The organism is Nostoc sp. DedQUE02 (assembly GCF_034531035.1).
Lineage (GTDB): Bacteria > Cyanobacteriota > Cyanobacteriia > Cyanobacteriales > Nostocaceae > Nostoc.
In genome coordinates this window covers 55628-68860 of the sequence record NZ_JAVRBY020000016.1, presented here as the reverse complement: position 1 = coordinate 68860, position 13233 = coordinate 55628, and the positions used below count along the sequence as shown (strand labels likewise).

Sequence of the window (13233 nt, the reverse complement as noted above, 5' to 3'; positions counted from 1 at the left end):
ATATATCTACAAAAATTTGCCGAAAATATAATATACCAATCAGCTAAGAGAAATCAGCTAAGAGATAGTCTAATTAGCAAATTTTTTTGCCATTTCAACAATAAGTAGGTGATACAGTGCCGTTTACCAACTTACCAAATATTTTTTTTAAAGGCAAATAAATTCGACAACTTTTAAAACTATTTTAATAAGGGGCAACTATGAATTGTAACAAAAACGAAAAACATGTAATTTTAATAGTCGATGATACTCCTATTAATTTACAAATATTATTTGATTTATTAGAACACTACGGTTTTAAAGTTTTAGTAGCTGAAGACGGTCAAAGTGGCGTAAAAATGGCAGAATATGCCTTACCAGACCTGATTTTGCTAGATATATTAATGCCAGGGATCGATGGTTTTGAAACTTGTAGACTTTTGAAAATAAATCCAGCCACTCTAGATATTCCCGTAATATTCATAACTGCTATGAGTGACAAGGTGGATAAAGTCAAAGGTTTGAATCTTGGCGCAGTAGATTATATTACAAAACCTCTAGAGCATGAAGAGGTTTTAGCTAGAATAAATACGCATTTACGTTTACGAAACCTGACAAAAAAACTCACAGAGCAAAATAAACGTTTAGAGATGGAAATCTTGGAGCGCCAGCAAATAGAGGAAAAACTGCGATGTCATTCAGATGCATTAGATGAGTGGAATAATCGGTATCAAGCACTAATTCAAGCGAGTGGTCAGATTCTCTATGACTGGCATTTACATACCAACGATATTAAATATGGTGGGAATGTAGAGGGAATATTAGGTTACTCTATGGCTGAGATGTTAGGAGGTTTGAATCGTTGGTTAGAGTTGGTTCATCCTGATGATAGAAACTTCTTTAACGAAGAGATTAACCGTGTTTTAGCCACAAAAAAGCGATTCCATCTTGAATTTCGGGTATGTCGCAAAGATGGAACTTACATTACAGTTGAGAATAACGGGTATATCTTTTTAGACTCTACAGGAAAAGTTGCTCGAATGGCGGGCTTTGTAATTGATATTACCGAACAACAAGCTGCGCTGCGCGAACGTAAAGAAGCAGAACAGAAAATCCGTGAGCAAGCGGCTTTGCTTGACATCACCACAGACGCAATTATTGTTCAAAATTTGGTACACCAAATTCAATTTTGGAATAAAGGCGCTGAATATCTCTACGGTTGGATGGCAGAAGAAGCAGTAGGCCAAAATGCCAATCAGCTTTTGTATCGAAAGCCAAGTTTTGGCGAACTGAAAAACATCCAGAAAACTTTAGCTGAGAGTGGTTCATGGCAAGGTGAGTTACATCAAGTCACAAAACAAAACAAACAGATAATTGTTGCTAGCCGTTGGACACTAGTAAATGATGATGAGGGACAAGCTAAATCTATCCTGATTGTCAACTCTGACATTACAGAGAAAAAACAACTCGAAGCACAGTTTCTCCGGGCCCAGCGTATGGAAAGTCTTGGCACTCTGGCAAGTGGCATCGCCCACGATCTCAACAATGCACTGACTCCCATAATGATGACAGTACAACTTTTAGAGGCAAAGCTGCCCGATGAAAAAAGTCAGCAATGGCTGACAATCATGGAAACAAATGTTAAACGTGCAGCAGATTTAGTTAAACAAGTGCTGTGGTTTTCACGCGGTTCTGTAGGTAACTTTAAAACCTTACAGGTGGGGAATTTAATTTCAGAAATTGAAAATATTGTCAAGCAAACATTTTCCAGAGCGATTGAAATTCGCATTGATGTTCCTGGGCAAAACCTATGGAATATTTTTGGCGATGCTACTCAGCTACACCAAGTGTTGATGAACCTCTGTATTAATGCGCGTGATGCTATGCCGCATGGCGGTATCCTTAAGATTTCTGCAAAAAATTTCTGGGTTGATAGCCACTATGCCCGAATGAATATTGATGCTAAGATGGGTTCTTTCGTGATGATTAGCGTCTCTGATACAGGTACAGGAATTACCAGAGATATAGTAGATAGAATTTTTGAGCCATTTTTTACAACAAAAGAACTGGGTAAAGGCACAGGGCTTGGTCTTTCAACAGTGCTTGGTATTATCAAAAGTCATAGTGGTTTTGTGAATGTAGTTACTGAAGTGGGCAAAGGTACAGAGTTCCAAGTTTGCTTACCTGTAACGCAGACAATCGATACAGATGAGAAACTGGCCAGAGAGCAGGACTTACCAGCAGGGCATGGAGAATTGATTCTTGTTGTTGATGATGAAGATTCAATTCGAGAGGTAACTCAAACCTGGTTAGAAAAAAATGCCTATAAAGTTTTAGTAGCTAATGATGGTATTGATGCGATCGCACTATATACAGAACATCAACAAGAAATTAGCGTGGTGTTGGTTGATATGATGATGCCATATATGGATGGGCCAACAACGATCAATGTTTTGAAAAAAATTAATCCAGACATCAAAATTATTGGTGTTAGTGGATTAGCCTTCAATCATGAAATGATTAAAAACCTTGGTAATAATGTCAAAACCCTTTTGTCCAAACCCTACACCTCAAGCGACTTGTTAAGAAATTTACAAATGGTGATTAGTACAAAGTAGAGTTTGTCATTAGTCATTAGTGAATAACCAATGTCCAATACCCAAGCAAAATGGTAAGTAGCAGTGGTAATATGTTTTCATGGCTGCTCTAATCCTTGCTATTAATGAACAAACTATTGGATGAAACGCTGTCAATCAAAATTGCTGAACAGATAAACAGCAGAGCCAGCACTCCCTTTGACAATGCTTACAAAGCCGCACTGTCCACTGAAGGAGCAAGATATATTCAGGGATTTTTAGCTTTTGCTGGTAAGCCATACAGACCGATTGAACACAGTTGGATTGAGCTAGGTGATGCCTCTGATGTCCGCATTATCGATCCTACATTACCTTATCTAAACAAAAACCCCCAAGAACTCTGGTATTTTGCAGCACATAGTCTGACTGTTAAAAAGCTGAAAGCCATCATTGAAGAATCGAAAGAAGATTATCCCGAAGATGATCCATTGCCAATTTATGGCGACCCACCTTATGAATATTATGGTGATGTAATGTTGGGTGGTCAAGACTATTTAGCAGCATATCAAGCCGCAGAAGCTAAGTGCAGAGAAATCAACGAACTCAACCCCGAAAGTAACTAACAAAACTAAATTAAATAATTCATAATTACGAATTACGAACTTGTACTGAGTTTCGACTACGCGGTAATCGAGCGACTTGCACTGAGCGGCGTCGAAGTGAGTCGAGATTCAACTACCGCGTAGCCGTTGGCGTGGTAACAGAGCGTAGTCGTTCGCGGAGCGTCTCGTAGAGAAGTGCAGCCTCTCGTAGAGAAGTATTACGAATTACGAATTATTTAATACGATTTACCATCACTGCCAAAGTATTCCCTATAGCCACAAATTTTGTCTCCACGCACATCAAAAGAAACTGCTACCCGATTTTTGTAAGGCTGTCCGAATAAAGGCCCCTCGTCCCGAAACTCAAAGACAGCAGTCGTTTCATTACTGGTAACATGGTCTAGACTAGTCAGTTTTAACCCAGGATTGAAGGATTCAAAAACGTATTCGAAAAACTCTCTAGCTCGCTCTTTTCCCACATTCAAACCGTGGAATTTACCCATTGGAAACCAAAGGGTAAAATCTTCTGTGAGCATATCTAATAAAGCTTCCCACTCTCCAGTTGCCATACCGTGCGTCAGATTATCAAATGCTTGCCGAGCAACTTTTAAAGTATTTTCTGAATCTTGTGTCATTCTCACTCCCAACTGGATATAAGCTAATAGCGTTTTACTTAAAACCTCACAACCACTTTGCCAAAATTCTGACCACTGAGGAGATATTGTACAGCATCGGGTATTGATTCTATGCCTTGAAACTGTGTTGGATCAACGGCAACTTTAAGTTTGTCTGTGTAGAACAGGTTTAAGAGGCGATCGCCTGCCTCTGACATATACTCTTTATAATGAGCCATGAGAAAGCCTCTGACAGAAGCTGCTTTCCAAAATAGTTGGTGATAAAGACGTGGTTGTGTAATTTCTTCTACATTTTTTGCGTATTCGGAGATAAAACCAACCACTACTAAACGTCCCCGCACTGCTAAATTTTCAATGCAGGTATCAAATACTGCTTTACCTACACACTCAAAAATCAAATTAATCCCATCGGGGTATTCTTGCTTGAGGACTTGATTGAGATTTTCTGTACGATAGTTGATAATGCGATCGCACCCTAATTCTCTGAGTAATTTTGCCTTCGCCTCAGAACTGCAAGTACCAATGACATGATTCCCAGCTAGCTTTGCCAATTGCACCGCAATATGACCAGTTCCTCCTGCTGCTGCTGTCACTAAAACCACTTCATTACTTTTCATCTCCCCCACTTGTTCCAGTGCCACCAAAGCTGATACACCTGTAGGCATTAGTGTTAGCAACTCTGCCGTTGCTTCGCGCACCTTCACTGCTAAGTTTGCATCGATAACTTGATATTCTCGATAGCCGCCACCACGGACGGTAGTTACTACAGCATCACCTATTTGAAAATCTTTGACATTTTCACCTATATCGACAACTTTTCCCACAGCTTCCACACCTAAATCAAAGGGAGGAATTAAGTTAATATATGGAATATCACCACGACAAAGTAAGGTGTCAAAACCACCGTTAACGCCAGCAAATTTGTTTTGAATTAAAATTTCATTAACAGCAGGTTTGGAAATAGGAATTTCGACAATTTCAATGGCTGATTTAAAATTCTGATTCAGTTGTTTGACCGTTAATTTTCTGTAAGTTTTTAAATTCATTGGTAGAAGTAAATGGGCGCAAATATTTAAAACTATATTAATAAATTTGAAGAAGAATTCAGAAGTCAGAATTCAGGAGTCAGAATCAATTAGTGGGGGATTCAGACCCACCACTACGAAAGTTGACCACCAAATTTTCAATTTGGTGGGGGTCTTAAACCCACTTATTCAGGAGCCAGTCGTACAGAATTCATACTGAATTCTGACTCCTGACTCCTGAATTCTATTTTGATAAATTTAGAGTGCGTTAGCTGAAAGCATAACGCACCATCAACAATCTCACGTGAATTATAGTAAGTTTATAAAGCTTTATCCCACTCTAATTGATGAGCTAAACCATACTTGATAAAATCTTCTACTTTTGCTTTATCGCTTTTACCAAAAACACCTAAGCTGTAAGGATTATCTTGCATACGTTGGCTGACTTGTTCTTTCTCAAATTGGATAACTTCTTCTCTAGGTTTATCTGGTTTAAAAAAGTCTACAACCAAAACAGTTCTATCATAATTGGTGTAATTATGCGGGCAGTGTGGATAGCTGTGATCTAAAACCAGAAATTTTCCTTCATGCCAATAAAGTTGCTCATGGCAGATTTTCATAGCCACATCTCCCTCTGGTACAATCAATCCTAGATAGCCACGATTTGTATGAGGGTTATAGTTCACATGTAACTTGATATCCAAGCCTGGATGGAATGTACCAAAATACACATTTCTGATAATTTTATCATTACTCAAGTTGACTTTTTCTATTACTTGAGCCAAATTTGAGAAATATTTCTCTCTTAATGCAAGTGCTTTTTGTGATGCTTCATCTGGGGCATAGTCAGGATATTGTATTTGATGCACTTGAATATATTTTTCAATAAACATCCCTTGAAATAAAATCCCAAAAGCGCTGTATTTGGCATCACCCTTGGTTTTAATCGTTTTACTTTTAGGGCCGAGAATATCGTAAGCTAGTTTTAACTCTTCATTAGATGCCTGTTTAATAAAGCGTGTAAACTCATCTCTAATCACTTGCCAGTTATCTTGAAAACTTTTGAGAAAAGGAAATTCCTTTGGGTCTATATGATACTCATTAAAACTTTCCATTGTCTTTTCTCCTGAAGATGATTTCATAAAAAACCGTTATATAATAATAGGATTTTGTCTTTGTCTCGATTCGATGTTGGAATTCCTGACTAAACTCATTTTAGTGTGAGGTCTACCGTGTCTGAAACTCCTGTATTAGATCAAATTATCAAAAATGTCCGAGTAGTTCGTCCCCATCAGGATGTAATCGAACTACTTGATTTAGGAATTCAGGATGGAAAATTTGCTCAGATTGCCCCTAATATTAGCCCAGACACAGGCAAAGAGGTATTTGATGGCAAAAACTTGCTGGGCTTTCCTGGGGTCGTAGATGCCCACATGCACATCGGTATTTATCAACCCCTTGACAAAGATGCTGTGACTGAAACCAAAGCAGCTGCAATGGGAGGTGTGACTACTAGCTTAAATTACATCCGTACAGGGCAGTATTATCTTAACAAAGGCGGCTCCTACCGCGATTTTTTTCCAGAGGTTTTGGCTTTATCCGCAGGTAATTTTTTTGTAGATTACGCCTATCACATCGCACCTATAGCTAGCCAGCATATCGACGAAATACCTTTATTGTTTGAGGAACACGGTGTCTCTTCGTTTAAAATTTTCATGTTTTATGGCGGATATGGATTGCATGGTTTATCAGACCAGCAAAACCTCTTTTTGATGATTAATAAAGACGAACGGTACGATTTCGCCCATTTTGAATTTATTATGCGCGGTTTAACTCGTTTGATGGAAAAACATCCAGAAGCGCGAGATACTATCAGCTTGAGTTTACACTGTGAAGTTGCAGAAATTCTCAACGCCTATACCAAAATAGTTGCAAACGATTCTAGTCTTAGTGGATTACACGCTTACAGTGCAGCGCGTCCACCTCATTCCGAAGGTTTAGCAATTTGCATTGCTTCTTATTTAGCATCCGAGACTAATTGTGCAAATATCAATTTGTTGCACCTAAGTTCGCGTAAAGCAATGGAAGCAGCTTTGACTATGCAAACTGCTTTTCCTCATATAAATTTTCGGCGAGAAGTTACTGTCGGACATTTGTTATTAGATGTCGATACTCCCAATACAATTTGGGCAAAAGTCAATCCTCCTATTCGTCCTCGTGCCGATGTGGAATATTTATGGCAAGCAGTACTTAACAATCAAGTAGATTGGATAGTTAGTGACCATGCTTGCTGTTCTGCTGAACAAAAAAGAAGTGCTAAAGACCCGAATAATATTTGGTTAGCAAAGTCTGGTTTTGGTGGTACAGAATATTTACTTTCTGGTGTATTTAGTGAAGGTAGCAAGCGGGGAATGTCCTACAACCATATCGCTAAATTGCTATCTTGGAACCCATCGCGGCGTTTTGGTTTGTTAGAAAAAGGCGATATTGCTATTGGCTATGACGCTGACTTGGTATTAGTAGACCCTAATGAAACCTTTGTGGTACGTGCTGCTGAGTCAGAATCACAACAAGGTTATACACCTTTTGAAGGAATGGAATTAAGTGGAAGGGTAAAAAGTACCTTTTTACGTGGTAATTTGATTTACAACAATGGAGAGGTTCTAGGTTCACCAATTGGGCGCTATTTAAAAAGACCTTCTAAAATGTCAACATAGAAATCTTGCTATTTAAAAACTTAATAAGTTGACATAATAAAACTAAACTGTGTGGCGAAAAGTCAATAAGGCTCAAACTCTTTTCTTCCTGCCCCCTGCATTATCTCAACGATAATTATTTACGCCAACCTCCTTATATGACTCATATTTGATTTCTGAAAAAATCCAGTACAACTCAAAGAGGTTTCTTGACTATTGCCTATTGCCTCTTACCTCTTGCCTCTTACCTCCTACGCAAATAATTATGGCTACGCCATGCTGTGCGAACAGAAATCAAAGCGGATTGCTATATATGTTTATTAGTGTGCATACGACAAGACTGTTGAAACTTCTGATAAATCCCTATCAACTCGGATAAAGAATAAGCAACCATCATCTGTTCTGTGCCAAGGAGAGATGGTAAAGCTGGGAATATAGCCAAAATAATCCTTTATAAATCGGTAATCTCCAATATCACAGTATCCAGCTAGACAATACCCTTCCTCGTTATAACATTGAATCATTGGGGACTTACCATCATAATGTGGCAAGATAGCAAGCAGCCAGACTCCACCCCCGTTATTATCTTTCCTTAGCCACTTTTTATTTGCTTCTATAAATTGAGCTGTTACTGTATTGCCCCACGGTATTAATTTGCTATCCAATGCTGGGATAAAACCACTTAACCTAGCATCTGGATGATTATTTAGTGAATATTTATACTTGAGAGAACCGTTTTCCATCCAAAGGATTTCCACTTCTTCATCACCTAGTACTTTCCAAGGGCCTACTCTGACTCCTGCGGGAATAAAGGAGTAGCCATGCTTGTTTAGCTGCCACTCTCCCACTTGGATTGCACCCCTAAGTACGAAAATCTCCAAATCAGAAGTAAAGAAGCCAGATGGTAGTTCAAACTGTCTTGGTATTACAACTCTTGACGTTGATGCACCATTGTCATGCCAAGTAAGTAATCGACGGCTTCCAGCTACTACATTTTCTGGCATTCCACTAATGCGCCATACGTGTTCTTCTAGCGCCGTATTCGTATCAAAGTATTGGTACTGGCGAGGTACATACTCTTTGGAGATTGCTGTGCGCCTTCCTGATAGATTCATGCGCCCTCTTCCATCTCCACCCCAATCCTCTTTTACAGATGCTATATGCAAAAAATCATCGGTTTGGTTTTCTTCAGTGGAATTAAAATTTACATTCTCTTCGCCCACGACTTTACATTCTCCTGGGATATTTAATTTTAGATAGCATTGACTGGATTTTTATCTAAAAATTTAATTGCTAATTCAGCAAATTACCTTTTTTGTGCTATATTTTGCAGCCATTCAATCAGGGGTCTTAAGGTTCCTGGTAATGCTGATTCGCTGACAGTCACCGTATGCTGCTTACCGTTATCTTCTACTGTTAATTTATATTGAAAGCGATCGCTCTGGAGATTTGGCGAAGTAATTACTTCAGGTAGCCTAAATAAATCAGCAGCCTCAACCAGTCGGAGAAGTGTGCTGGCTTCGTTTGGCAAGAGAGTATCTGTATCAACGGTTGTTTTCTTGGTAATCCCAGCAAAGCCGCCTGTGCGTTCAAACGATATCCGCATTTTTTTGCTCTCCGTTGTGCTACTTAGTTGGGATTTGATTTCTGAAGTGATTTGTGTAGACAGGCAATAGGCAATAGGCACTCTTGCAACGGGAAAGAAGGCTCCCTAGTTGTACTGAGATTTTTCAAAAATCAAATATGAGTCCTATAGTACATCTAAAAGTTAAGAGTTAAGAATTAGGAGTTAGAAGTTATGAAAAAACTCCTAACTCCTAATTCTAAATAACTCCTACCTTTTTCCAAGCATTCTGTACAGCTTTTTGCTCATCACTATCATTACCGTAAAGTTCGCCAGCGACTTGAATGGTGACGCTAGCAGCTTTTTTAAAATCTGCTTTGGCACGTAGGCGATCGCGCAAAGCTATGTACCAGATTTTACCAGCCTTTTCCCAAGCATAGCCACCAATCTCAACAGCCGCCAGATAAAAGGCATAGTTAGGGATTCCTGAGTTGATATGCACCCCGCCGTTATCATCAGTACCTGTATATTTATCTTTTATATGGGCTGGTTGGGGATCTTTACCCAGTACTGGGTCATCATAAGCTGTTCCTGGTGCTTTCATTGAGCGCAGAGCAACACCTTTGACAGTCGGTACTAAAAGACCTTCGCCAATCAGCCAATCTGCTTCTTGTGCAGTCTGATTTTTGGTCTTCTGTTTCACCAGAGAACCGAAAACATCAGAAAATGATTCATTTAATGCTCCTGATTCACCATAATACTGTAAACCCGCTTCATATTGGGTTATACCATGAGTTAGCTCATGCCCAATCACATCAATTGATGTCGTGAAGCGTTGAAATATTTCTCCGTCGCCATCACCATAAACCATTTGGTCGCCGTTCCAAAAGGCGTTGTCATATTTAACGCCATAATGCACGGTGGAGTCTAAACGTAGTCCTTTGTCGTCAACGGAATTGCGATCGAATATTTCATGAAATAAGTCATAAGTAGCACCAGCAGCATCGTAAGCTTCATTCACTGCTGCATCACTGCTTGGTGGATCTCCTTCACCACGCACTAGTGTACCAGGAAGTTGCTGACCATATTTTGCATCGTAAATGGTGCGGCGCTTTTCGCCTGGAGAAGGCGCAAACGACACATTACCTACGACGTTTCTTCGCCCCAAAAATTGCGCCGAAATATTTAATGTATGAAAAGCCCAAGTACGTTGCTGGGGATTGCCATTCACCACGACATTTTTAAGTATATGCGGTGGGACAATACAACAAATAGGACATCTTGAGTCAAGCGAATGCTCATATTTGAACCCGGCTGATTTCTTTTTATTTCGAGCCATCCAAGATATTCTCCTTTTGAAATTAAGTGATTCTTACAGTGGCTTTAACTCCACTTTTGAAACGAGCAGAAAAACTAATGTAAATTGCGTGTCCCTGGTTTCTTTAAGAATAAAATTTTCTACTCTGTATTTTCGGATAGGTCTGTGGAGGATTGATAGTACCCTCACGGGTACTTCTGATGGGGAAATATTGTATAACAACACAAAGCTAGCTTAATTAACGCAAATTTCAGCTAAAAACTTTGCGTGAGTTAGCAAGACCTCCTTTACAGACCTAATGCGTTTATATATTAGTTCCGATCAAGAAAAATAATCTTATTTATTGCTGTTTTGTTACTATCAAGCTGTTAATGCTATAAATACCCATAAGAGACAGGCGAATTCCAAATCTAGACATCCAAAACCTCAAATTTTCACAGCCAGCCACCAAACACCGCCAGACCATAATATTTCCAAGGTACTGCAACTGTCTTAAATCCAGCTTTGCTCAACATTTGTAAATGAGCATCCAAGGTAGCTAGCTGGTCTTGACTGGAGTAACCTTGGGTAGTGCTGATGCCACGTTTAGCGCGAATCTCTGTTAAACTAATTCCCTGTTCAACTGACCATTCCTCTCGTGCCGCCTTGTAAACTTCTGCTAAGGCTGGTGATTCTGGTAATGTGGGGTCGGCATTCCAAAAACAGCCGTCTTGAGTAAGGCTAGCAGCAATTCGCTCAAATAACTTCAATTTCATTTCATCTTGGAGATGGTGAATTGCCAAGGATGAGACACAAGCATCAAATTCGCTACCAATATCCAAGTTCTCTGGATTATTTGCCCAGTCGCCAAAGTCTGCTTGTATGCCAGTCCAGCGTTGTTGATATCCAGATGTTGTGATTTTATCTTGGGCAAATTGCAGCATTCGAGGTGAGTAATCTAGGGCAATTACTTGAGCATCTGGAAAGCGGTTGAGTATCTTGAGACTAAGTTCACCTGTGCCACAGCCTAATTCTAAAATACGCTGACTTGTGGAATTTAGACAACGAGCAATTACCTCCAACATCTCATCGTATCGCGGTAACAGTTGGCGAATCCCAAGGTCAAAATCAGCCGTGTTAGCGAATACTTCTCCGGGAAATACATTTTGCATGGGAATTGGAACTTATAGTTACACTAATCAATATTAATCATCCATCATTACCGAGGTATATAGTACATCGGTGGGAGGAACTTTATCAGTTGCCGCCAAGCCACAAAAGCAGAACGGAAAGTTTCTGAACAAAGTTAAAAGGGTATGCAGGCAAGAAAATTAAGACAGGTAATATTATTTTTCATTAGACATTGAAAAGACGCAATTAATCGCATCTCTACTAAAAATATCTATATAAAATCACAATTTTAGTGGTATTGAATTGTTGTATTATTTCTGTCACGCAATCCGTTTTGTGAAGCGATCGCTCTTGCGTTGATGGTGAAAGAATCTGTCTTTTCACTAATTTCTATCTTATGCTAGGTGCGAACTAACATCAAACGTACTAATCTACCTCTAGTGGAAGAGGCTTCGCTGTGTTTGGTTGAGCAAAAGATGGATTTTAGTCAGACTCTAATTGCAAAAAGTGATGCCATTCTTGATCAATGGGTAGAAGCAGTTTACCAGGATCAACAAATTGAAGCTACTAATGAACTTACTTTCAAAGCTGTACGGGATAGCTTACCCCGCGTTTTAAAAGCATTAGCAACAGTACTTTCTGAATCAGAAACGAGCGATTTGCAGACAGTTGTAGATGCAAGTTTAGAACACGGCACACTTCGCGCCCAACAAGGATTTGAACCATCAGAAATTGCACGAGAGTATCGGTTACTGCGGTTTGTAATTTTTTCCTTTTTAGAAGAAGATTTATTACAGGGATCTGCACAAGATGTGCTAAGGGCTGTTCGCCTGATTGATACAGTAATTGATGAAGCGATCGCTCGTTGTTTTAACAGTTATACTCAAGGACGATTACAAGAGCTTAAACAACTCCAAAGTCAGTTGCGGTTGACTAACCAAGAACTAACTCGTTTGGTTCGCGCCAATAAAGATAGCCTCTCTCATTTGGCTCATGAACTGAAAACGCCTCTGACTTCAATCATTGGTTACGCAGACTTATTTCTGCGCCAGCAGCGTCAACAATCAGAACTCAAAGATACCTATGCAAATCTTGAAAGTATCGAGCGAGTTCTTAAGAGTGGTAGACTTCTTGTCCGGTTAATTAACGATACTCTGGAAATTTCGCGTTATGATGCCGGACAGATGAAATTGCAGCCTACTTTAACCGATGTGCGTAGTTTAATCAACTTTGTTTTAGAGATGGTTGAGCCATTAGCCCGTACTAAAGAATTATCTTTAGTTGTTGAATGCGAACGCGCTCCAAGTCAAGTTACCACAGATCCGCTTCGGCTTCAGCAAATTCTGACAAATTTGCTGAGTAACGCAATTCGCTACACAGAATCTGGTTCAATTCATTTGGAGTGCTGGACGATATCTCGACAGCAGTGGGCTATCTCTGTTACTGATAGTGGTATTGGTATTTCTCCTGATGCTCAAGCACAAATCTTCAATCCCTATTTTCGGGAAGTAACTGCTCCCCAAGTCAAAAGTTCTGATGGTACAGGATTAGGTTTAGCGATAGTCTCGCGATTGGTTCAGTTAATGGATGGTGAAATTAAAGTAGATTCACAGCTAGGAAAGGGGTCTACATTTACAGTAATTTTCCCATTAGAAGCCATCGCTCAGGTATGATTGTGGCTTTGCCATAACTCCAAATTTAAAACTTGAGAGAACGCAACTTAAATTG

11 protein-coding genes are annotated in these 13233 nt (G+C 39.5%); 4 read left to right on the top strand and 7 right to left on the bottom strand.

Translation table 11 applies throughout. The features are described from left to right. Window positions 1-200: 200 nt before the first annotated feature. Both RMX98_RS15220 and RMX98_RS15215 read left to right on the top strand, forming a co-directional pair. The gene (locus RMX98_RS15220) at window positions 201-2597 is read left to right on the top strand and encodes a response regulator (protein ID WP_322678591.1); all 2397 of its coding nucleotides are present in this window, start codon (window positions 201-203) and stop codon (window positions 2595-2597) included. Window positions 2598-2701: 104 nt separating this feature from the next. After that, window positions 2702-3178: a hypothetical protein gene (locus RMX98_RS15215; RefSeq protein WP_322678590.1), complete on the top strand. Its 477-nt coding sequence runs from the start codon at window positions 2702-2704 to the stop codon at window positions 3176-3178. A gap of 215 nt (window positions 3179-3393) precedes the next feature. On the opposite strand, the gene RMX98_RS15210 is transcribed toward RMX98_RS15215, so the two are convergent. From RMX98_RS15210 to RMX98_RS15200, 3 genes are all read right to left on the bottom strand, one after another. Next, the gene (locus RMX98_RS15210; protein ID WP_322678589.1) at window positions 3394-3792 is read right to left on the bottom strand and encodes a nuclear transport factor 2 family protein; all 399 of its coding nucleotides are present in this window, start codon (window positions 3790-3792) and stop codon (window positions 3394-3396) included. A 38-nt stretch (window positions 3793-3830) separates the two neighbouring features. After that, window positions 3831-4838, bottom strand: a complete 1008-nt coding sequence (locus tag RMX98_RS15205; protein ID WP_322678588.1) for a zinc-binding dehydrogenase — start codon at window positions 4836-4838, stop codon at window positions 3831-3833. Between the two features lie 299 nt (window positions 4839-5137). Then, window positions 5138-5932, bottom strand: coding sequence for an aspartyl/asparaginyl beta-hydroxylase domain-containing protein (locus RMX98_RS15200; protein ID WP_322678609.1), 795 nt, complete (start codon window positions 5930-5932; stop codon window positions 5138-5140). A 117-nt stretch (window positions 5933-6049) separates the two neighbouring features. Here RMX98_RS15200 and RMX98_RS15195 point away from each other — a divergent pair, with 117 nt between their 5' ends. Then, window positions 6050-7534 carry an amidohydrolase family protein gene (locus RMX98_RS15195; RefSeq protein ID WP_322678587.1) on the top strand — a complete coding sequence of 495 codons (1485 nt, stop codon included), beginning with the start codon at window positions 6050-6052 and terminating at the stop codon, window positions 7532-7534. A gap of 299 nt (window positions 7535-7833) precedes the next feature. Here RMX98_RS15195 and RMX98_RS15190 read toward each other — a convergent pair whose 3' ends face one another. The 4 genes from RMX98_RS15190 to RMX98_RS15175 form a co-directional block, all read right to left on the bottom strand. Next, window positions 7834-8736: a DUF4437 domain-containing protein gene (locus RMX98_RS15190; RefSeq protein ID WP_322678586.1), complete on the bottom strand. Its 903-nt coding sequence runs from the start codon at window positions 8734-8736 to the stop codon at window positions 7834-7836. Window positions 8737-8819: 83 nt separating this feature from the next. Continuing rightward, complete coding sequence (locus RMX98_RS15185) at window positions 8820-9119, bottom strand: protealysin inhibitor emfourin (protein ID WP_322678585.1); 300 nt, start codon at window positions 9117-9119, stop codon at window positions 8820-8822. A 217-nt stretch (window positions 9120-9336) separates the two neighbouring features. Beyond that, window positions 9337-10416 (bottom strand): M4 family metallopeptidase, encoded by a 1080-nt coding sequence (locus RMX98_RS15180; protein WP_322678584.1) that lies wholly within the window; start codon window positions 10414-10416, stop codon window positions 9337-9339. A 413-nt stretch (window positions 10417-10829) separates the two neighbouring features. Beyond that, window positions 10830-11546 carry a class I SAM-dependent methyltransferase gene (locus RMX98_RS15175; RefSeq protein WP_322678583.1) on the bottom strand — a complete coding sequence of 239 codons (717 nt, stop codon included), beginning with the start codon at window positions 11544-11546 and terminating at the stop codon, window positions 10830-10832. 435 nt (window positions 11547-11981) lie between these two features. On the opposite strand from RMX98_RS15175, the gene RMX98_RS15170 reads away from it, so the two are divergent. Beyond that, on the top strand, window positions 11982-13178 hold the full coding sequence (locus RMX98_RS15170) for a HAMP domain-containing sensor histidine kinase (RefSeq protein WP_322678608.1): 1197 nt from the start codon (window positions 11982-11984) through the stop codon (window positions 13176-13178). Window positions 13179-13233 lie beyond the last annotated feature (55 nt).